At 72.7% G+C, this 20,790-nt stretch carries 20 protein-coding genes and 1 riboswitch; of the genes, 7 read left to right on the top strand and 13 right to left on the bottom strand.

The features are described 5' to 3' along the window. Positions 1-33 precede the first annotated feature (33 nt). Positions 34-1,047: a class II fructose-bisphosphatase gene (glpX, locus tag ACERUN_RS15025; protein WP_370290839.1), complete on the top strand. Its 1,014-nt coding sequence runs from the start codon at positions 34-36 to the stop codon at positions 1,045-1,047. Between the two features lie 286 nt (positions 1,048-1,333). Here the strand turns inward: glpX and ACERUN_RS15030 are convergent, their stop codons facing one another. After that, positions 1,334-2,170 carry an esterase/lipase family protein gene (locus ACERUN_RS15030; protein WP_370290840.1) on the bottom strand — a complete coding sequence of 279 codons (837 nt, stop codon included), beginning with the start codon at positions 2,168-2,170 and terminating at the stop codon, positions 1,334-1,336. Between the two features lie 93 nt (positions 2,171-2,263). On the opposite strand from ACERUN_RS15030, the gene ACERUN_RS15035 reads away from it, so the two are divergent. Beyond that, positions 2,264-3,157, top strand: coding sequence for an alpha/beta fold hydrolase (locus ACERUN_RS15035; protein WP_370290841.1), 894 nt, complete (start codon positions 2,264-2,266; stop codon positions 3,155-3,157). Between the two features lie 183 nt (positions 3,158-3,340). Next, on the top strand, positions 3,341-3,769 hold the full coding sequence (locus ACERUN_RS15040) for a hypothetical protein (RefSeq protein ID WP_370290842.1): 429 nt from the start codon (positions 3,341-3,343) through the stop codon (positions 3,767-3,769). Between the two features lie 15 nt (positions 3,770-3,784). Here the strand turns inward: ACERUN_RS15040 and ACERUN_RS15045 are convergent, their stop codons facing one another. The 4 genes from ACERUN_RS15045 to ACERUN_RS15060 are packed head-to-tail and all read right to left on the bottom strand — an operon-like array spanning position 3,785 to position 8,154. Next, a complete protein-coding gene (locus ACERUN_RS15045) occupies positions 3,785-4,990 on the bottom strand; it encodes an ABC transporter ATP-binding protein (protein WP_370290843.1) in 1,206 nt (401 codons plus the stop codon). Between the two features lie 10 nt (positions 4,991-5,000). Further along, the gene (locus ACERUN_RS15050; RefSeq protein WP_370290844.1) at positions 5,001-5,846 is read right to left on the bottom strand and encodes a carbohydrate ABC transporter permease; all 846 of its coding nucleotides are present in this window, start codon (positions 5,844-5,846) and stop codon (positions 5,001-5,003) included. Next, the gene (locus tag ACERUN_RS15055) at positions 5,846-6,796 is read right to left on the bottom strand and encodes a carbohydrate ABC transporter permease (protein ID WP_370290845.1); all 951 of its coding nucleotides are present in this window, start codon (positions 6,794-6,796) and stop codon (positions 5,846-5,848) included. Before ACERUN_RS15055 ends, ACERUN_RS15050 begins: the two co-directional genes overlap by 1 nt. After that, positions 6,793-8,154, bottom strand: coding sequence for an extracellular solute-binding protein (locus ACERUN_RS15060; protein ID WP_370290846.1), 1,362 nt, complete (start codon positions 8,152-8,154; stop codon positions 6,793-6,795). Before ACERUN_RS15060 ends, ACERUN_RS15055 begins: the two co-directional genes overlap by 4 nt. Positions 8,155-8,312: 158 nt before the next feature. On the opposite strand from ACERUN_RS15060, the gene ACERUN_RS15065 reads away from it, so the two are divergent. After that, complete coding sequence (locus ACERUN_RS15065; RefSeq protein ID WP_370290847.1) at positions 8,313-9,515, top strand: DUF4032 domain-containing protein; 1,203 nt, start codon at positions 8,313-8,315, stop codon at positions 9,513-9,515. 18 nt (positions 9,516-9,533) lie between these two features. On the opposite strand, the gene ACERUN_RS15070 is transcribed toward ACERUN_RS15065, so the two are convergent. Beyond that, on the bottom strand, positions 9,534-10,550 hold the full coding sequence (locus ACERUN_RS15070; RefSeq protein ID WP_370290849.1) for an asparaginase: 1,017 nt from the start codon (positions 10,548-10,550) through the stop codon (positions 9,534-9,536). Between the two features lie 55 nt (positions 10,551-10,605). Between ACERUN_RS15070 and ACERUN_RS15075 the strand changes: the two genes are divergently transcribed. Then, positions 10,606-11,259, top strand: coding sequence for a YdeI family protein (locus tag ACERUN_RS15075; protein WP_370290850.1), 654 nt, complete (start codon positions 10,606-10,608; stop codon positions 11,257-11,259). Between the two features lie 11 nt (positions 11,260-11,270). On the opposite strand, the gene thiC is transcribed toward ACERUN_RS15075, so the two are convergent. The 7 genes from thiC to thiE form a co-directional block, all read right to left on the bottom strand. After that, positions 11,271-13,040: a phosphomethylpyrimidine synthase ThiC gene (thiC, locus tag ACERUN_RS15080; protein WP_370290851.1), complete on the bottom strand. Its 1,770-nt coding sequence runs from the start codon at positions 13,038-13,040 to the stop codon at positions 11,271-11,273. Positions 13,041-13,135: 95 nt separating this feature from the next. Further along, entirely contained in the window at positions 13,136-13,855 is a 720-nt protein-coding gene (locus tag ACERUN_RS15085; protein ID WP_370290852.1) for a hydroxymethylpyrimidine/phosphomethylpyrimidine kinase, read from the bottom strand. Then, positions 13,852-14,487, bottom strand: coding sequence for a thiamine phosphate synthase (locus ACERUN_RS15090; RefSeq protein ID WP_370290853.1), 636 nt, complete (start codon positions 14,485-14,487; stop codon positions 13,852-13,854). The genes ACERUN_RS15085 and ACERUN_RS15090 overlap by 4 nt, the downstream gene beginning before the upstream one ends. Beyond that, positions 14,484-15,326, bottom strand: a complete 843-nt coding sequence (locus ACERUN_RS15095) for a thiazole synthase (protein ID WP_370290854.1) — start codon at positions 15,324-15,326, stop codon at positions 14,484-14,486. The genes ACERUN_RS15090 and ACERUN_RS15095 overlap by 4 nt, the downstream gene beginning before the upstream one ends. After that, the gene (gene thiS / locus ACERUN_RS15100) at positions 15,323-15,550 is read right to left on the bottom strand and encodes a sulfur carrier protein ThiS (protein WP_370290855.1); all 228 of its coding nucleotides are present in this window, start codon (positions 15,548-15,550) and stop codon (positions 15,323-15,325) included. Before thiS ends, ACERUN_RS15095 begins: the two co-directional genes overlap by 4 nt. Before the next feature lie 13 nt (positions 15,551-15,563). After that, entirely contained in the window at positions 15,564-16,610 is a 1,047-nt protein-coding gene (locus tag ACERUN_RS15105) for an FAD-dependent oxidoreductase (RefSeq protein ID WP_370290856.1), read from the bottom strand. Beyond that, positions 16,610-17,251, bottom strand: a complete 642-nt coding sequence (thiE, locus tag ACERUN_RS15110; protein WP_370290857.1) for a thiamine phosphate synthase — start codon at positions 17,249-17,251, stop codon at positions 16,610-16,612. Before thiE ends, ACERUN_RS15105 begins: the two co-directional genes overlap by 1 nt. Further along, positions 17,242-17,352: riboswitch (TPP riboswitch) on the bottom strand. Its footprint overlaps the gene before it by 10 nt. A gap of 221 nt (positions 17,353-17,573) precedes the next feature. Here thiE and ACERUN_RS15115 point away from each other — a divergent pair. Together ACERUN_RS15115 and ACERUN_RS15120 are read left to right on the top strand one after the other, a co-directional pair. Continuing rightward, positions 17,574-18,860, top strand: coding sequence for a choice-of-anchor P family protein (locus ACERUN_RS15115; protein ID WP_370290858.1), 1,287 nt, complete (start codon positions 17,574-17,576; stop codon positions 18,858-18,860). Between the two features lie 124 nt (positions 18,861-18,984). Further along, positions 18,985-20,676, top strand: coding sequence for a fumarate hydratase (locus ACERUN_RS15120; protein WP_370290859.1), 1,692 nt, complete (start codon positions 18,985-18,987; stop codon positions 20,674-20,676). The last annotated feature ends 114 nt before the right edge of the window (positions 20,677-20,790 follow it).

The following is a 20,790-nucleotide window of genomic DNA, read 5'->3' on the forward strand; positions in this document are numbered from 1 at the left end:
CCCCGAGGCGCCGACGACGGATAGGGTGCGGCCATGAACGACGTCCTCGCCGTTGAACCCTCCGCTCCCGACCGCAACCTGGCGCTCGAGCTCGTGCGCGTCACCGAGGCCGCCGCCATGGCCGCGGGCCGCTGGGTCGGGCGAGGCGACAAGAACGGCGCCGACGGCGTGGCCGTGCAGGCCATGCGGGTGATGATCTCGACCATCGGCATGGACGGCACGGTCGTGATCGGCGAGGGCGAGAAGGACGACGCCCCCATGCTCTTCAACGGCGAGCGCGTCGGCGACGGCACCGGCCCCGAGTGCGACGTCGCCGTCGACCCCATCGACGGCACGACCCTCACCGCCAAGGGCATGAGCAACGCGATCGCCGTGCTCGCCGTCGCCCCGCGCGGCAGCATGTACGACCCCTCCGCGGTGTTCTACATGGAGAAGCTCGTCACCGGCCCCGAAGCCGCCGGCGCCGTCGACATCCGCCTGCCCGCCGCCGAGAACGTGCGCCGCGTGGCCAAGGCCAAGGGCTCGAACCCCTCCGACGTCACCGTCGTGCTGCTCGACCGCCCCCGCCACGAGAAGATGGCCGAGGAGATCCGCGCCACCGGCGCCCGCATCAAGTTCATCTCGGACGGCGACGTGGCCGGCGCCATCATGGCCGCCCGCCCCGACACCGGCATCGACCTGCTCATGGGCATCGGCGGCACCCCCGAGGGCATCATCGCCGCCTGCGCGATGAAGGCCATGGGCGGCGTCATCCAGGGCCGCCTGTGGCCCAAGGACGACGAGGAGCGCCAGCGCGCCCTCGACGCCGGCCACAACCTCGACCCGGCCCACGTGCTCGACACCGACACCCTCGTCACCGGCGACGACTGCTTCTTCGTCGCCACCGGCATCACCGACGGCGAGCTCGTGCGCGGCGTGCGCTACCGCGGCGGCGGCGCGATCACCCAGTCGCTGGTGATGCGCTCGCGCTCCGGCACGATCCGCACCATCACCTCCGAGCACCAGCTCTCGAAGCTGCGCGGCTACTCGGCCATCGACTTCGACTGAGTTGGTTGGCGCGAGCGCGCCCTCGCTACGCTCGGTCGCGCTGCCGCGCTCGCGGTCGCCTTTCGCGGTGGTCCTGCACCGCTGGCGGCCAGACGCAGGCGCTCGACTGCGGACGCCGATTCGTCGGCTCCGGTCGCTCCGCTCCCTGCGCCTCCTCGCTCGGCGTCCTCCGTCCACCGCGTGCGCAACTCACCGCGCTGCGCAGCCCCAACGCCTCGGTCACCGGGGAGGCGCGCCAGCGCCGTCCCGAGGTGCCGTAAGCGCAGCGGGGACGTGACCTGGTCCGTCAGGCGGACTCGACGACCGTGAGCGACGGGGCGGTGTCGGCCGCGCGGTGGCGGACGAGCGCGGCGGTGACGTGCTCGATGACGCGGGGGTCGACGGCCATGCCGATGTGCGAGGCGCGCACCTCGATCGCCTGACCGGCCGGGTCGATGCAGGCGCGCCAGTCGACGATGCCGTCGCGACGCGAGTAGATGTTGGTCATCGCGACGTCGTGGCGCAGGGGCTCCTGCGACTCGGTGAAGCTGAGGTGGGCGCACTCGCCGGCCACGCAGTCGGCCGACATGACGCCCGGGACGCCGACGTCCGCGAGGCGGGTGAGGGCGCGCACGCCGCGGGTGAGCGCCGCGTGGTGGGCCGCGGGCGCGCGCATGGGGCTGCCCATGGTGACGATGCCCGCCACGAGGTCCGGACGACGCGCCGCCAGCCCCCGCGCGATCATGCCGCCGAGGCTGTGGCCGACGATCTGCACTCGCTCGCCGCGTCGCTCGACGAGCTGCTCGATGCGGTTCTCGAGGGTGGTGGCCGACCCCAGCGTGCAGCCGATGTTGGCGGCGATGTGGGAGCGGTAGGTGCGGAAGCCGCGGGCACGGAGGTCGGCGGCCATGGCCCGCAGGGTCCAGTCGCCGGCGAGGAAGCCGGGGATGAGCAGCACGGGCTCGTTGGTGCCGACGGCGGCACGCGAGGCGTACGGCGTGCGGCGACGGGCCGCGCCCTGCACCCCGCGGCGGGCCGCGTAGCGGCCGGCCTCGGTGACGATGCTGCCCTCGCGCAGCAGGGCGGCCAGGGCCGGTGCGGCGTAGCCGTCGGGCAGCAACCAGGGTGCCAGTGTGTTGCTCACGTCACAGACGTTACCCAGTTGAAACGTGCACTACACGGTGTTCGGCAGACTGGCGGTATGTCCACCCCTCCGACTCCGCCCACACCACCCGAAGTGACTACCTCCGATGAGCTGGTCGCGCCGGTGACGACCGGCATGGAGCTGTGCTACCAGACCTTCGGCGACCCCGAGGCGGAGCCGTTGTTGCTGGTCATGGGCCTGGGCGGCCCGATGACCTGGTGGCCGGAGCAGCTGTGTCGCGATCTCGCCGCGGCCGGGTTCTACGTCCTGCGCTTCGACAACCGCGACACGGGACGTTCGACCCGGGCCACCGGCCGCGTGAGCACCGCGCACCTCGTCCGCGGCTTCGTCGGCGGACGTGCTCCGGCGCCCTACTCGCTCGACGACCTCGCGGCTGACGCCTTCGGGCTGCTCGACCACCTCGGCATCACCTCGGCCCACCTGGCGGGCATCTCCATGGGCGGCATGGTCGTGCAGACGATGGCGCTGCAGGCACCCGAGCGGGTGCGGAGCATGGCGAGCATCATGTCCACCACCGGACGACGCAAGGTGGGCTGGCAGAGCCCAGCGCTCCTCCCCCTCCTGCTGCAGCCGCGCACCGGCGGCGTAGAGGCCTACACCCGTCGCAGCCTCGGCGTGTGGCGGCTGATCGGCTCGCCGGGCTTCCCCACCGACGAGGACGAGCTGCGGGCGAAGGCCCGCGACACGTGGGAGCGCGGCATCGACGAGGCCGGCGTGCTGCGCCAGATGCAGGCGATCGTCACCCAGCCCGACCGCACGCACGCTCTCACCGGGCTCGACGTGCCCACCCTCGTCATGCACGGCCTCGCCGACAAGATGGTGCACGTCTCGGGCGGGCGCGCCACCGCCGCCGCCGTGCCGGGCGCCCGCTCGGTGTTCATCGAGGGGTGGGGGCACGACCTGCCCGAGGAGCTCTTCGCCACGTTCGTCGAGGAGATCCGCGCGAACGCCGACCGCGCCCACTGAGCCGGCCAGCCGCACCACGAGCCACACCGGCACCACTCCGGCGCGTCCGCCCTCCCCAGGACGACGTCCGGCCGGGCGTCGTCCACAGGGGCGGGCGGCGGGCCGGGGTGGGCATGGGAACCGCGCCTAGCGTCGGGCCTCCCGCGTCGGACCCTCCGGCGCTCGAGACCCGGGAGTCCCACCATGACGCGATCGCCCCACCCACCTCGCCGACGCCCCGCCATCGTGATCGGCGCCGCCTCGGCTGCCACCTGCGCCGGGCTGGTCGCGGCCGCCCTCCTGCCGGCTGGCAGCGCCACCGCGGGTGCACCGCCGCACCTGCCTGGGCCGCCGACGCGACCGTCGTCGACGGCGACGGCCGCGCCCGCGTGGGAGCCCGCACCCGACACGATCGTGGGGGTCGACGGGGATGCCGAGAGCGGTTTCGAGATCCGCCACTACGACGGGACGTCGCTCTACCCGCCGACCATGTCGGAGAGCATCGCCGAGTGCGGCGAGTACGACACCGAGGTGCAGGTCGCCGTCTGCGAGGCCGAGACGCGCACCTGGTTCCGCGACCTCGCCGCCACCCAGGCCGCCATCGAATGGGCGCGCTACGACGCCGCCCGCTGAGCCTCGCCGCCGGCCTCAGCCGGCCGCGAGCGCCTCGGTGCCGGCGATGCGCCCGGCACGCTCGCGGTCGACGGTGAGGTTCTCGCCGGTGGCGGGGTCGAAGAGGTGCACCTTGGCCGCGTCGACCCAGATCTCGGCGCTCTGGCCCTCGGCGATGCGGCTGGCGCCGTCGAGGGAGACCACGAGCTGGCTGCGCAGCGACTCGCCGTCGAGGTCCTTCTCGAGCTGCTGCAGCTGCTCGGCGACCTCGGGGGTGCTCTCGAAGGGCAGGTAGGCGTAGGTCTCGTTGCCGAGCCACTCCACGAAGTCCACGGGGGCGGTGAACGTGGAGCCGGAGCGACCCTCGGCGGAGGCGAGCGAGGCGTCCTCGAAGTGCTCGGGGCGGAGGCCCGCGATGAGAACGCCTCGTCCGCTGGCGCGCTCCGCGCGCTCGGCGGGGATCTCGACGTCGCCGAAGGGCAGCTTCAGCGTGGTGCCCTCGACGGTGGCGGGCAGGAAGTTCATCGGCGGCGAGCCGATGAAGCCGGCCACGAAGAGGTTGCCGGGGTTCTCGTAGAGCTCGCGGGGGGTGGCGAGCTGCTGCAGCACGCCGCGCTTGAGCACTGCCACCCGGTCGCCGAGGGTCATCGCCTCGGTCTGGTCGTGGGTCACGTACACCGTGGTGATGCCGAGGCGCTTCTGCAGCCGGGCGATCTCGGTGCGCATCTGGCCGCGGAGCTTGGCGTCGAGGTTCGACAGCGGCTCGTCGAAGAGGAAGGCGTCGGCCTGACGCACGATCGCGCGCCCCATCGCGACGCGCTGGCGCTGACCACCCGAGAGGTTGCCGGGCTTGCGCTCGAGGTGCTCGGCGAGCTCCAGGGTGTCGGCGGCCTCCCGCACGAGACGGTCGACCTCGGCGTCCGGCGTCTTGGCCAGGCGCAGCGGGAAGGCGATGTTCTCGTAGACGGTGAGGTGCGGGTAGAGCGCGTAGTTCTGGAAGACCATCGCCAGGTTGCGCTCGCGAGGGGCGAGGTCGTTGACCCGGCGCTCGCCGATGACCATGTCGCCGGAGGTGATGTCCTCCAGCCCCACGATCATGCGCAGCAGGGTCGATTTGCCGCACCCCGAGGGTCCGACCAGGATCATGAACTCCCCGTCGGCGACCTCGATCGAGACGTCGTTGACGGCCGGGAAGCCGTCGCCGTACTTCTTGACAATGTTCTTCATGGTGATGGCGGCCATGGCTACTCACTCAACCCTTCACTGCGCCGGAGGTGAGGCCGGCGACGATCTTGCGCTGGAAGATCAGCACGATGACGATGATCGGGATGGTCGCGATGACCGCTCCCGCCGCGAGCAGCGACGCCGGCCGGTTGAACGGGTCGGCGCCGACGAAGAACGACAGGGAGGCCGGGATCGGCCGGGCGTTCTCGGTGGAGGTCAGGGAGATACCGAAGACGAAGTCGTTCCAGGCGAAGAAGAACGTCAGGATCGCCGCGGTGAAGACGCCCGGCGCGGCCAGCGGCACGATGACCTTGCGGAACGCCTGCCACGACGTGGCGCCGTCGACCTGCGCCGCCTGCTCCATCTCCCATGGGATCTCGCGGAAGAAGGCCGACAGGGTCCAGATCGCCAGCGGCAGCGTGAACGACATGTAGGGGATGATCAGGCCGGGCCAGGTGTCGTAGAGCCCGGTCGCGCGCCACAGGTCGAACAGCGGGCCGACCAGGGAGACCACCGGGAACATCGCGATCGCCAGCGCGATGGTGAGCACCGCCTTCTTGCCGCGGAACTCCAGCCGCGCGATGGCGTAGGCGGCGAGCGTGGCGAAGACGACCGACAGCAGCGTCGCGATGAGCGAGATGCCGATGGAGTTGAGGATCGCCCGACGGAACTGCTCGTTCTCCCACACCGCCCGGTAGTTGTCCCATCCCGCACCGGTGCCGGAGGCGGGGAAGAACCCGGGGTTGCCGTTGGTGATCGAGGCCTCGGACTTGAACGACAGCGAGACGATCCACACCACGGGCAGCAGGCACCACACGAGGATCAGCAGGCACCCGACGACGGTGCCGATGCGGTTGCGCAGCTCGGTTCCCATCACGCCTCCTGCCGGGCCTGCGCCAGGTCGACGCGGAAGAGCTTGACGATGATGAAGGCCACCAGCAGCACCGAGGCGAACAGCAGCACCGACAGCGCCGAGCCCATGCCGAGCTGGAACTGCTCGATGGTCTGGCGGTAGGTCAGGAAGCTGATCGACTCGGTCTTCACCGCCCCGGCCGTCATCACGAAGATGTTGTCGAAGATCCGGTAGGCGTCGAGCGCCCGGAACAGGACGGCGACCATGATCGCCGCGCGCATGTTCGGCAGGATCACCTTGGTGAGCCGCTGCCACCAGGTGGCGCCGTCCACCTTGGCCGCCTCGATCATGTCCTCGCTCACCTGGGCCAGTCCGGCCAGGAGCAGCAGCGACATGAACGGCGTGGTCTTCCAGATCTCCGAGATCATGATCGCGATCACCGCCGGGGTGGTGTCGCCGAACCAGTTGAAGTCGCTGGAGATGAAGGGCAGCCAGTCGTTGACGAAGCCGTTCTGGAACGAGAACGCGAACTGCCAGGCGAAGCCTGAGACCACCGTGATGATGCCGTAGGGGATCAGGATCGAGGTGCGGATGATGCCGCGCGCGAAGACCACCCGGTGCATCACCATCGCGAACACGAAGCCGATCACCAACTCGACGGCCACCGTCACAACCATGTAGAGCACGGTGACTCCGGTGGTCTGCCAGAAGAGCGGGTCGGTGAGGGCCGTGACGTAGTTCCCGATCCCGACGAAATCCTTCTCCTCCGGCGCAGTGAGGGCGTAGTCGAAGGTGGAGAGGTAGATCGCGCGCAGCATCGGGAAGGCCGTCACGATGAGCATCAGGACGACGGCCGGCGCGACCAGGCGTCGTCCGAGCCGGTTCTCGGCGCGGGCGCGGTCGCTGACCTCGGGCCGGTCGTCCTTGGCGGGCGAGCGCGTGGCTCGCGACGGTGCGGTCGTGGTGCTCACAGCAGCGACTTCCCTTCGAGGACGTCGCGCAGGTAGCGCGCGGACTTCTCGGGCGTGCGATCGGGGTCGACCGCGCGCGGCGAGTGCCAGGTGGCCTGGACGGCGCTGGAGATCAGCGCGTAGAAGGCGCTCTTCGGGCGCGGACCGCCCTCGTCCACGCTGGTGCGGTAGAGCTCGAGGAGGTCCTTGGGGTAGTCGCCGCTGGCGGCCACCTCGTCGTAGGCGGCGTTCGTGGAGGGCATCAGGCCCGCCTCGAGCGCCAGGTCGACCTGCGCCTTCTCGGAGGTGATGCAGCGAGCCGCCTCGGCCGCCCAGTCGGGGTGCTCGGTGTAAGCGCCCACCCCGATGTCGATGCCGCCCACTGGAGGCTTGGAGGCCTCACCGGCGACGGTCTGCGGGTAGCGCGCCCAGCCGAGATCGGCGAGCTGGTCCTTGGTCGGACCGCCTGACTTCCCGACCAGGCCCTCGTAGTTCTTGTAGACGAAGGTCCAGTTCGTCATGAACTCCCCGGGGCCCTTCGCCGGGAACATCTGTCCGAGGCTCGTGCCCTCGTTGGAGACCGAGAGGTCCGGCTGGGCCGCGCGGTCGGCGAGGCGCTGGATGACCTGCGCGGCCTTGCGTCCGGCGTCGGAGTCAAGGTCGACCTCGGCGTCACGACCGGCCTCGGTGTCGGAGACGATGTCGCCGCCGGCCCCTTGGATGAGGGCGTTGATCCACACGACGTACGCCTCGTACTTGTTGGCCTGCACGCCCACGGTGGCCTTCTGCGAGGCCGCGGCGTCGATCACCTGGTCCCACGTGACCGGCTTGGTCATGTCGAGCCCGGCCGCCTCCGCGAGCGACTTGCGGTACCAGAGCACCTGGGTGTTGGCCCACAGCGGGATCGCGTAGACGGCGTCGTCCCAGGTGACGGTCTCGGCGGCGCCCTTGAGGTAGTCGCCGTCGCCCTGGCCCGAGGCGCTGGCGGCGATCGACTCGGCGAGGTCGCCGTCGACCTTGCGCAGCCACTTCGCGTTGGCGAACTCCGCCACGAAGACGGGGTCGAGGTTCATCAGGTCGGTAGTGGAGTCCTTCGCCGCCAGGCGACGCGCGAGCTGGGTGCGCTGGTCGGTGGCGGAGGTCGGCAGCTGCTGCACCGCGAGGTCGTAGCGCTCCGTGCTGCACTCCTCGGCGTACTTCTGGAACACCTCGACACCGTCGGGGTTGACGTACCAGTTGAGGGTCGGCTTGCCCGACCCGCCGCAGGCCGCCAGCCCGCCGGCCGCCACCGTGCCGATCGCCAGCGCCGCGGTGACCTGCCACCGTCGCTGCGTGCGCGCCCGCCGTCGCGGCGGCGCAGCCCTGCGTGAACCCCTCACGTGCACTCCTCCTCGTCGAGGCCCCGGACCGACCGGGTCGACCGCCGCCCCCCGCAGGACTGTGCGACCCGTCACACGCCGTTACCCCTCGCTCAGCCCTCTATTCACTTCCTTTCATCGAGGCGCGTCGCCCCCGCGGGCCGAGTAGCCTCTCGCGCATGGCGCTGCATGTGGTCGCCGCGCGCACGGACCCGGCGCTGTTCCGGCTGCCGTGGTCGCGCCCCCTGGCCGAGTGGGACGACTGGCACCTCGTGAAGCTGCCGCTCGGCCTGTCCCGCCACGTGGTGCGCGTCGTCCAGGTGAACCGGCAGTTCCTCGCCGTGAAGGAGACCGAGGCCGACATCGCGCTGCGCGAGTACCACCTGCTCCGCGACCTGCAGCGCCTCGGCCAGCCGGCCGTCGTCCCCCGCGGGGTGGTCACCGGGCGCACCGCGGACGACGGCTCGCCGCTGCCCGCGGCCCTGCTCACCGAGCACCTGCACTACTCGCTGCCCTACCGCTCGGTGTTCCAGCACGGTCTGCAGGCCGAGCAGGTGCCCTCGCTGGTCGACGCCCTCGTCGTCCTGCTCGTGCGCCTGCACCTGGGCGGCTTCTACTGGGGCGACGTGTCGCTGTCGAACGCGCTCTTCCGGCGCAACGCCGGCGGGTTCGCGGCCTACCTGGTCGACGCCGAGACCGGGGAGCTGCGGCCCCAGCTGTCCGACGCACTGCGCCGCCACGACGTCACCGTGGGCACGGAGAACATCTTCGCCGAGCTGATGGACCTCGGCGCCTCCGGCGACACCGACATCGACGTCGACGCCGACGCCGTCATCACGCAGCTCGCCGAGCGCTACGAGTCGCTGTGGAGCGAGCTGACCGCGGCCGAGGAGTTCGGCACCGACGAGTGGTTCCGCGTCGAGCAGCGCATCGCCCGTCTCAACGACCTCGGCTTCGACGTCGACGAGCTCGACGTGCAGGCGGGCTCGGAGACCGTGCGCATCCAGCCGAAGGTCGTCGAGGCCGGGCACCACCGTCGCGAGCTGCGCGAGCTCACCGGGCTGGTGGCCGAGGACAGCCAGGCCCGCAAGCTGCTCAACGACCTGGCCGCTTTCACCGCCCACTTCGGCTACGGCGAGCAGGATCCACGCGTCGTGGCCCGCCGCTGGCTGGTGGACATCTACACCCCGATCGTCGGGCTGCTGCCGCCGCAGGCTCGCGGCCGGATCGAGGCGCCCGAGTTCTTCCACGAGGTGATGGAGCACCGCTGGCGCCTCTCCGAGGTCGCCGGGCACGAGGTCGACATCTTCGTCTCCGCGCGCGACTACGTGGACGCCGTGCTGCCGCACCGCCCGCCCGACGCACCCGCCGGGCTCGACTGACCGCCCCTCCGGGCAACCCTAGAGGCGGCCGCGCTCCTCGAACTCGTGAGCCGCGACCTCGCGCGGCACCGGGCCGCGCAGCGCGAGCGCCCACAGCAGCAGTCGCGCCTTCACCGGCGGCAGCCAGCCGGCTCCCACCGCGCCACGCGCCACCAGGTCGACCTCGGATCCCGGGTAGCCGTAGATCGCCCGGCCCGTCGGTCCGGCACCGGTGCGCGAGGCGAAGACCACGGGCACCCGCTGCGCGAGGCGAGGAATCTGCTCGGCCGCGCGCTCCGACACGTGCCCGGCACCGAAGCCCGCGACGACCACCCCGTCCAGTCGCTCGGGGTCGAGCGCGGCGAGCACGTGGCCGTCGTCCCCGAGGTAGGTGGCGACCAGGGGCACCCGGGGGTCCCCCTGCTCCTCGGCCGCGGTGAGCCGCAGCGGCGCCGGACGGGCGGCCGGGGCGGCGAAGGCGACCTCGCCCTCGACGCAGCGCCCGATCGGCCCGAACGCCGGTGATCGGAAGGCCCCGGTGCTCACCGAGTCGGTCTTGGCCACCCACCGCGCGAGGTGGACCTCGTCGTCCACGACCACCAGGACGCCCCGCCCGCGCGACGCCGCGGCGCTCGCGCAGCGCACGGCGCTGAGCAGGTTCGCCGGCCCGTCCGCACCGGGGGCCTGCGGCGAGCGCATCGCGCCGGTGACGACCAGCGGCTCGGGGCGGTCCCAGAGCAGGTCGAGCAGGTAGGCGGACTCCTCGAGGGTGTCGGTGCCCTGCGTGAGGACGACGCCCGCCGCCCCGTCGTCCACCGCTCGCCGCGCCCACTGCAGCGCGCGGACGACGGTGGGCTCGTCGAGCGAGGGGCTCGGCAGGCGTTCGAGGGTCTCGGCCCGCAGGTCGGCCACCTCGGTGAGCCCGGGCACCGCGGCGGCGAGCGTGGCGGCGTCCATGGTGGGCACGACCGCCGACCCGTCGTCCGCGGACGACGTGGAGGCGATGGTGCCGCCGAGGGCGCCGATGGCGATGGCGGGCCGGCTCGGGTGCGTCATGGCGTCATCCTCGCGCCCCTCGCCCCCGCCGGTGGAACCTGGCAGGCTCGGCCGGGTGAGCGAGCCCGGCCGCCTGGGCGGCACCCCCGAGCGTCCCGCGCGCTTCTTCGCCGACGCCGCCGAGTTCGGCGCCTGGCTCGCGCTGCACCACGACTCCGCCACCGAGCTGTGGATGGGGCTCAAGAAGAAGCACGTGCCCGAGCGCGGTCTCACCTGGGAGGACGCCGTGCCCGAGGCCCTGTGCTGGGGCTGGATCGACTCGCAGGTGCAGCGCATCGACGAGGACGCCGTGCGCCAGCGGTGGACGCCACGCAAGCGCACCAGCAACTGGAGCAGGGTCAACCTCGAGCTGGTCGAGCGGCTGCGCGCCGAGGGGCGGATGCAGCCCGCGGGCCTGGCGATCTGGGAGGCGCGGCGACGCGAGGCGGCGCCGTACAGCTTCGAGATGGGTCACGATCTCGAGCTGCCGGCGCCCTACGTCGCGCTGCTGGCGGCCTCGCCCGCGGCCACCGCCTTCTGGGAGGTCGCGACCACGAGCTACCGGCGCACCTGCGTGACCTGGGTGCTCACCGCCAAGCAGCAGACCACGCGCGATCGGCGGATGCAGCAGCTCGTCGACGACTGCGCCGCCGGGCGACTCATCCCCTCCCAGCGCTACGGCACCGCTCCCGCCTGGCTCGCCCGCGCCGCCGCCGCCGCCCGCTTGTAACTCGGTGTTCGTCAGGGCTCGAGGTACACCGAGGCGCCCAGCTCGAGGAACTCGACCGACTTGGCGCGCATGCCCCGCTCCACCTCGTCCGCCCCGGCGTCCGCCCCGATCTCCGCCCCGGTGGCCGCGCCGAAGCGGTCGCGCACGTCCTGGCTGATCCGCATCGAGCAGAACTTCGGCCCGCACATCGAGCAGAAGTGGGCGGTCTTGGCGCTCTCGGCAGGCAGGGTCTCGTCGTGGAAGGACTCCGCGGTGACGGGGTCGAGGGAGAGCGCGAACTGGTCGCGCCAGCGGAACTCGAAGCGGGCGGTGGACAGCGCGTCGTCCCAGGCCCGGGCGCCGGGGTGGCCCTTGGCGACGTCGGCGGCGTGGGCGGCGAGCTTGTAGGTGATGACGCCGGTCTTCACGTCGTCGGCGTCCGGCAGGCCGAGGTGCTCCTTGGGGGTGACGTAGCAGAGCATCGCGGTGCCGTGCATCGCGATGGTGGCCGCGCCGATGGCGGAGGTGATGTGGTCGTAGCCGGGCGCGACGTCGGTGACGAGCGGGCCGAGGGTGTAGAAGGGCGCGCCGTGGCACCAGTCCTGCTGCAGGCGCACGTTCTCCTCGACGAGGTCGAGCGGCACGTGACCGGGGCCCTCGACCATCACCTGGACGTCGTGGGCCCAGGCCCGCTCGGTGAGCTCGGCCAGCGTGCGCAGCTCGGAGAGCTGGGCCTCGTCGTTGGCATCGGCCACCGACCCGGGGCGCAGGCCGTCGCCGAGGGAGAAGGCCACGTCGTAGCGGGCGAAGATCTCGCAGAGCTCGTCGAAGTGGGTGTAGAGGAAGTTCTCCTCGTGGTGGGCCAGGCACCAGCCGGCCAGGATCGACCCGCCGCGCGAGACGATGCCGGTGACCCGCTCCGCGGTGAGCGGCACGTAGCGCAGCAGGACGCCCGCGTGCACGGTCATGTAATCGACGCCCTGCTCGCACTGCTCGATCACGGTGTCGCGGTAGATCTCCCAGGTGAGCTCCTCGGCGCGACCGTCGACCTTCTCCAGGGCCTGGTAGATCGGCACGGTGCCGATGGGCACGGGCGAGTTGCGCAGGATCCACTCGCGCGTGGTGTGGATGTCGTCGCCGGTGCTGAGGTCCATCACGGTGTCGGCACCCCAGGTGACGGCGTGGCGCAGCTTGTTCACCTCCTCGGCGATCGAGGAGGTGACGGCGGAGTTGCCGATGTTGGCGTTGACCTTCACCAGGAAGCGACGCCCGATGATCATCGGCTCGCTCTCCGGGTGGTTCACGTTGACCGGGATGATCGCGCGCCCGGCGGCGATCTCGCTACGCACGAGCTCCACGTCGCAGCCCTCGCGCTCGGCGACGAACCGCATCTCCTCGGTCACCACGCCGCGGCGGGCGTAGGCCATCTGGGTCACCGCCGCACCGCGCCCCCGCAGCGGTGGACGACGCGCGCCGCGCCACTCCTCGCGGGTCGCTCCACGCCGCCGGGCTCCCCGGCCGTCGTCCGCGAGGTCGGGGGCGCGGCCGGGGTAGGTCTCGACGTCGCCGCGTCCCTCGATCCACCCCGACCGACGCGGCGGGAGGCCCTCGGCGGGGTCGGCGGCGGGGCCGTGTGTGCAGTAGCGGTCGACGACCTCGCCGTTGGTGAGGGCCACGCGGGTGACGGGGACGCCGAGGGGACCGACCTCGACGCGCGTGTGCGCGGGGTGGACGGGTGCGGGCTCCGCCGCGGTGGTCGCGGCGTTCGCGGGGCGGGCGGGGCGGGCGGGGGTGGTGGTCACGGGTTCCTCCGAGCGGGACGGGTGGTGGACGGGACGGGTGGTGGACGGGACGACTGGTCGGTGGCAGGCGGGAGGCCAGAGGCGGGCGCGAGGGTTCAGAGCACGTGCGGCACCGATCCGCGGCCACGCCCGAGCCGCCAGGTGCGACCGCGTTCGAGTCGCTCGCCCACGAAGGCGGCCGCGTGCCGTGCCGCGGCGGGCAGGTCGTCGCCGAGGGCGAGGCGGGCGGCGAGGGCGGCCGAGTGCGTGCAGCCGCTGCCGTGGTCGTTGGTGGTGTCGACGCGCCGGTGCGGCAGCACGAGGGGGGCCAGACCGGGACGTTCCAGCACGTCGGCGGCGCCGCTGCCGGTGCGCAGCACCGGGGTGCCGTGGTCGCGCCCGAGCACGGCGTCCTCGTCGGGGTTGGGGGTGCTGACCGTGGCCACGGGCAGCAGGTGCTCGCGATAGGCGGCCACGACGGCCGGTCCGGCGAGCACCGCTCCCGAGGTGGCCACGAGCACGGGGTCGACCACGAGCAGCCGGTCGCGGCAGCGCCGCGCCACGAGCGCGACGATCGCCGGGTCGGCGAGCATGCCGGTCTTGACCGCCACCGGGTCGAGGTCCTCGAGCACCGCGTCGAGCTGGGCCTCCACCACCTCGGGAGGCACAGGGTGCACCGCCCGCACGCCGAGGGTGTCCTGCGCGGTCACGGCCGTCACCACGCAGGCACCGTGCACACCGAGCGCCGCGAAGGTGGTCAGGTCGGCGGCCACGCCCGCGGCCCCGCCCGAGTCGGTGCCGGCGATGGTCACCACCACCGGCGGCGTCGCGTTCACGTGCCCTCCCCCACCGCGGCGGCGCGGGCCCGCTGCACGGCCTGCGCCTCCGCCACGGCCTCCGCCACCGCCTCCACCACCGCGCGGACGACGCCCGCCGGGCGTTGCGCGCGCATGGCGGCGCCCATCAGGGCCACGCCGTGGGCCCCGGCAGCGATCGCGTCGCCGGCGTTGCGGGCCTCGATGCCGCCCAGCGCGAGCGCGGGCACCGGGAGCCCGCCGAACCACCGGCGCGGCACCGGCGGCCCGTATCCCGGCTTGCTGGCCGTGGGGGCGAACGGCGAGAGGGTGACCCACGACGCGCCGTCGGCCGCCGCGCGCGCCACCTCGCCCGGGTCGTGGCACGAGCGTCCCCACGGCAGCCCGCCCGCCGGCCTCGGGACGGAGGTCGGGAGGTGCAGCCCGGCCGCAGCGGGCACCGGTCGCCGAGCGGCCCACACCGCCAGCCCGGCCGAGCGGGCGCGCTCGGCGAGGCGGTGACGGTCGTCGTCCTCGAGGTCGTGCTCGCGCAGCAGCACGTGGGTGAGCCCGGTGCCGGCCAGCAGCTCGAGCTGGTCGCCGAGGGTGCGGCCCGGGGGCAGCTGGCGGCGGTCGGTCAGCACGACGACGCGCGGCACCGCGATCGTCGTCATGCCGTCACCCCCGCTGCCCCCGCTGCCCCCGGCGCCCGCCCGATAAGGCCGTCGAGCGGGCTCGAGGCGCGGGCCTGCTCGCGCCGCGGCACCCGCCCGGCCGAGCGGGCGAGCAGTCCGGCGTCCACGGCCAGGCGGAGTGCGCGGCCCATGGCGACCGGATCGGCGGCGCGGGTGATCGCGGTGGCGGCCAGCACGGCATCGCAGCCCAGCTCGATGGCCAGCGCGGCGTCGCTCGCCGTCCCGATGCCGGCGTCGAGCACGAGCGGCACGTCGACCGCGGCGCGCACTGCCTCGACCGCGTGCGGGTTGAGCACGCCCAGCCCCGAGCCGATCGGCGACCCCAGCGGCATCACCGCGGCACACCCGACGTCGACCAGGCGCCGTGCCACCACCGGGTCGTCGGTGGTGTAGGGCAGCACGGTGAAGTCGTCGGCCACCAAGGTGGCGGCGGCGTCGAGCAGCTCCACCACGTCGGGCATCAGCGAGCGCTCGTCGCCGATCACCTCGAGCTTGACCCAGTCGGTGCCCAGCGCCTCGCGAGCCAGGCGGGCGGTGAGCACCGCCTCGCGGGCCGAGAGGCAACCGGCGGTGTTGGGCAGCAGCCGCACCCCGGCGCGCTGCAGCGCCGCCAGGAGCCCCCCGTCGGCCACGGACGAGGTGCGACGCACCGACACCGTGACCAGACCCGGTCGGGTGGCCGCGAGCAACGGCTCGATCAGGCGCAGATGGGGCAGTCCGCCCGTGCCGAGCAGCAGTGCGGAGTCGAGGCGCTCGCCGGCGATCACCGGTCCGGCCGGCTCCCCGCCCCCGAGGACGGCGGGCATGGTCGCGCTCATCCGCCCTGCACCGCCGTCACGATCTCGACCACGGCGCCGTCGGCGAGCCGGTGGCGCGACCAGTCGGCGCGCGGCACCACCTCGTCGTCCACGGCCACGGCGACGCCGTGGGGGCGGGGATCCCCCCGCCGCAGGGCGAGCAGGTCCGCGACCGTGAGGGCGGGATCGGTGGCCGGCAGAGCGAGGCGCTCTCCGTTGCAGGTGATCGTGACAGAGGAGGTCACGCGGATGCTCCCTTCACTGGGGGACGTCTCCACTGGGGGACGGCTCTACGGGGGTCGGGTGGTCGTGCGCGGCGAAGCGGCGCGGGTCGAGCGCGGGATCGACGAGGCCGTGCTCGAGGTGGTCGGCCACGAGCTGGGCGGTGAGCGGAGCCAGCAGCACGCCGTGGCGGTGGTGGCCGGCGGCGAGCAGCACGCCGTCGACGCCGCTGGGGCCGACGAGCGGCAGGCCGTCGGGCGTGGCGGGACGATCGCGGGCGGTCGCCTCCACGAACTCGGCGCGGTCGGCGGCCGGCCACAGGGTGCGCGCGCCGGCGAGCAGGCGCACCACGCCACCGGCGGTCACGACCGGTCCGCCCGCATGCTCCTCGGTCGTCGCCCCGACCACCACCCGTCCGTCGCCGCGGGGCACCAGGTAGATCGGCTCGCCCGCGACCCAGCCGCGCACGACGCCGCGGGGCGCGTCGTCGCCGCGCAACCGCAGCACCTCGCCCCGCACGCCGCGCACCAGCGAGCTCCACGGCTCGGGCAGCGCCGATCCGGTGGCCACCACGCTCACCTCGCACGGCGAGGTCGGTGCCGGCACGACCCGGTCGGCGAGGGCGTGCAGCAGCGCGGCGCTCACCGCACGCGGGTCGACGCTCCCCTCCCCGGGCAGCAGGACGCCGCCCGCGACCCGCCCCAGCGCCGGCTCGCGCTCGCGCAGGGCGCGGGGCTCGAGCGGCACCACCTCCCGACCGAGACGCGCCAGGAGGTCGGCCTGCCGTGCCACCTCCTGCAGGTCGCCCGCGTCGTGGCCGACGAGGAGCGTGCCCCCGGTGTCGAGTCGCACGCCGCAGCGCTCGGCGAGGGCGGGCCACTGCTCGAGCGAGTCGAATCCGAGGCGCAGCACCTCCTCCTCGCCCCACCACACCTCGGCGGCCGGGCTGAGCATGCCGGCGGCGGCGAAGCTCGCACCCGAAACCGGTGCGGGGTCGACCACCTCGACGCTGTGCCCGCGCCGCACCAGCTCGTCGGCGACGACGAGGCCGACGATGCCCGCGCCGAGCACCCGCACGCGCATCAGGCGACCGCTTCCACCAGGCCCTCCGCGGCGATGAGGGGATCGGGCGGGCGCCACACGGCCCCGATCACGGCCACACCGTGGGCGCCGGCGGCGCGGACCGCGCGCGCCAGGGCCGCATCGATCCCGCCGATCGCGATGAGCGGCAGCACGCCCGCGGCCGCGCGGACGGCGTCCACCCCGAGCGGCGCCGGCAACCCCGCCTTGGACGACGTGCTCGCGATCGGCCCGAAGCCGGCGTAGTCGGCGCCCGCGGCGGCAGCGCGCTCGACGGCAGCACGATCGCGACAGGTGGCACCGATGACGAGTCCGGGCGCGATGCGCCGGGCGTCGACCACGTCGAGGTCGTCGGCCCCGAGGTGGACGCCGTCCGCGCCCGCGGCCAGCGCGACGTCCACGCGGTCGTCGACGATGACGCAGGTCCCGTCGTCCACGAGCTCGCGCACGCGGCGGGTCAGCGCCACCAGCTCACGGGTGGTGGCGCCCTTGTCGCGCACCTGGACGCCGCGCACCCCGCGTCGCACCAGGTCGGGCAGGAGGGCGAGGTCGTCGTCCCCGGAGGCGAGGAGGAACAGGCGCGGCAGCGGGGACGTGCGCGTCCTCGGGTCGAGGCTCGAGGTGGAGGTGGAGATGGCAGACATCAGGTCCGTCCCTTCGCCGGCATGATCCGGATCAGGTGTGACGGTCGGGGCGGCCTCAGCCCCCTCTCAGCCCGCTGCCGCGGACTCCCGTGGGTCGTCCTCACCGTAGCGCGGCCCTCCTGAGGTCCGAGAAATCGGGTGAGAGACGGGTCACTACCCGGCGCTTCGGGGTACCCGGGCCACGAGGAACCGATAGAAAGAAGTTCATCGGGAGAGACCTCGCCATTTCCTCTCGGAGCGGGCGAGTGCTTTCCTAGGGGGGCTTCAGTGACGTTCGACAACATGCGATCAGACCCGCTGCGGGCCTGGCACCAGCAATGACATGAGGAATGGGGTCTTCGTGCGCAAGATCTATGCGCTCGCCGTCTTCGCGGCGATGACACTCGGCCTGACGGCCGTACCGGCGCCGTCGCAGGCCGCTCCGGTGAGCAACTACCTGTACAGCGCGGCCACGGGGGCGACCTTCGTGCGCGTGCTCGACCGCACCGTGCAGTCCGACCTGACCTCCCGCTCGGCCATCGGCGGTGTCGAGAGCTCCTCCGACAGCCGTCGCCTCGCGAACGTCAACGCACAGGGCATCATCACTGCCGGCGCGGTGCAGACCGAGACCTCCGCGGTGCGCAACGGCGGCAACGTCGCGATCCGCTCCTACGCCCGCACCCTCGGCGTCAACCTGCTCAACGGCCTGGTCAAGATCGACGCCGTCACCACCGACGTCACCACCACCGCCAAGTCCGACGGCAGCGTGAGCGCCAGCGGCGGCACGCAGCTCGCCGGCATCAAGGTGCTCGGCCTCGACCTGCCGCTGAACATCCCGAAGAACTTCGCCGCCAACATCCCCGGCGTGGCCGCGGTGAGCGCGAACGTCGTCCTCAACAACGGCGACGCCAGCTACGCCGCCACCCAGGGCTGGGCGCTGGGCATCCAGCTGCTCTCGGCGCGCAACGGCTTCCAGGCCGGCACTGTCATCCTGCTGAACCCCTTCTTCCACACCACGCAGGCCGCCGACCCGCAGCCCGCCGGCAAGCGCGTGGCCGGTGAGGCCTACAGCACCCGCATCCAGGCCAACGTCGGCGACGCCGTCGAGGTCGTCAGCGACCCGACCGCCCACATCAACACCCCGCTGTTCTCCAGCGGCGGCAAGACCCTGACCAACAGCACCGCCACGGTCGACCTCCCGGGCATCGCCACCGTCAAGGCGCTGACCTCCACCTCCACCTCGCGCACGTCGGCCACCGGTGGCCCCGTCGAGGTGGTCAACACCAACCAGACGGCGGGTCTGAACCTGCTCGGCGGCCTCATCACCGCCGACGCGATCAAGGTGACCGCCCAGGGCAAGGTCGAGGGCGGCGTCTACACCGGCGGCGTGAAGCTCGACCTGGTGAAGCTCGTCATCGCCGGTCGCACCATCCCGATCAACGTCAGCCCGAACACCGCGATCGACGTCGCGGGCCTCGGCAAGGTCGAGCTCAACAAGCAGGAGCTCTTCCCCCAGGGCGGCATGAACAAGATCACCGCCCTGAAGATCACCCTCGACACCAAGCGGGCCGGCCTGCCGGTCGGCGCGGTGATCGAGCTGGGCGTGGCCTCCACCATCGTGGAGAAGTGACCACCACCCGCTGAGCAGCACCGAGCGCGACGCGCTCACCAGCACCACCGCCGAGGGGCGGGCCCGGTCCGGGTCCGCCCCTCGGCGCGTCCGGGGGCGGGGCGAGGCGATACCCTCGGTGCTCGTGGCTGACGCAGAGTTCCGGTACTCCGACCTCCTCCCGACCTCCCACGACGACACGCCCTACCGGCTGATCACCAGCGAGGGTGTCGAGACGGTCGAGGGTCCCGACGGTCGCCCGTTCCTGAAGGTCGCTCCGGAGGCCATCCAGCGGCTCACCGCCGAGGCGATGCACGACATCAGTCACTTCCTGCGCCCCGCGCACCTCGCGCAGCTGCGCCGCATCATCGACGACCCCGAGGCCTCCGGCAACGACCGCTTCGTCGCGCTCGACCTGCTCAAGAACGTCAACATCTCCGCGGGTGGCGTGCTGCCGATGTGCCAGGACACCGGCACCGCGATCGTGATGGGCAAGAAGTCCGAGGGCGTGCTCACCGGCGCGGACGACGCCGAGTGGATCAGCCGCGGTGTCTACGACGCCTACACGAAGCTGAACCTGCGCTACAGCCAGCTCGCGCCGCTGACCACCTACGAGGAGAAGAACACCGGCACCAACCTGCCGGCCCAGATCGAGCTCTACTCGACCCCCGGCGGCGAGGGCAAGGCACCGGAGTACAAGTTCCTCTTCATGGCCAAGGGCGGCGGCTCGGCCAACAAGTCCGTCCTCTACCAGGAGACGAAGGCCGTGCTGAACCCCACGCGCATGCTGGAGTTCCTCGACGAGAAGATCCGCTCGCTCGGCACGGCCGCGTGCCCGCCCTACCACCTGGCGATCGTCATCGGCGGCACGTCGGCGGAGTACGCCCTCAAGACCGCCAAGTACGCCTCCGCGCACTACCTCGACAACCTGCCCACGTCAGGTTCGATGAGCGCGCACGGCTTCCGCGACCTCGAGCTCGAGGAGCAGGTCTTCAAGCTCACCCAGGGCTTCGGTATCGGCGCGCAGTTCGGCGGCAAGTACTTCTGCCACGACGTGCGCGTCGTCCGCCTGCCCCGCCACGGAGCGTCCTGCCCCGTGGCCATCGCCGTGTCGTGCTCGGCCGACCGCCAGGCGCTGGGCAAGAGCACCAGCGAGGGCGTCTGCCTCGAGCAGCTCGAGACCGATCCCGCGCAGTACATGCCCGACGCCGGCGTGGCCGACGCCATCGCCGGCGGCGAGGTCGTGCAGGTCGACCTCAACCGGCCGATGAGCGAGATCCTCGCCCAGCTCTCGCAGTACCCCGTCAAGACGCGCCTCTCGCTCACCGGCCCGCTCGTGGTGGCCCGCGACATCGCGCACGCCAAGATCAAGGAGCGCCTCGACGCCGGCGAACCGATGCCGGAGTACCTGAGGAACCACCCGGTCTACTACGCCGGGCCGGCCAAGACCCCCGAGGGCATGGCGTCGGGCTCCTTCGGCCCCACCACCGCCGGGCGCATGGACTCCTACGTCGAGCAGTTCCAGGCCGCGGGCGGGTCGATGATCATGCTCGCCAAGGGCAACCGCTCGAAGCAGGTCACCGACGCCTGCGGCACCCACGGCGGCTTCTACCTCGGCTCCATCGGCGGCCCCGCCGCCCGCTTGGCGCAGGACTGCATCAAGAGCCAGGAGGTCATCGAGTACCCCGAGCTCGGCATGGAGGCGGTGTGGAAGATCGAGGTCGAGGACTTCCCCGCCTTCATCGTCGTCGACGACAAGGGCAACGACTTCTTCACCGATCCCAGCGGTGCGGTCACGGTGCCGCTGAGCGGCATCCGGGTGCGCTCGGCGCAGTAGCGCCACCCGGGGGCGCGCGTCGGCACCCGACCCACCTTCGAAGGTGGTGACCGGGCCGGACGGGGCCGGAGCATCGACGGGTCCGTCCGACCCGTCGTCCGACCCCGAAGGAGC

This window comes from Nocardioides sp., assembly GCF_964229035.1.
Classification (GTDB): Bacteria; Actinomycetota; Actinomycetes; order Propionibacteriales; family Nocardioidaceae; genus Nocardioides.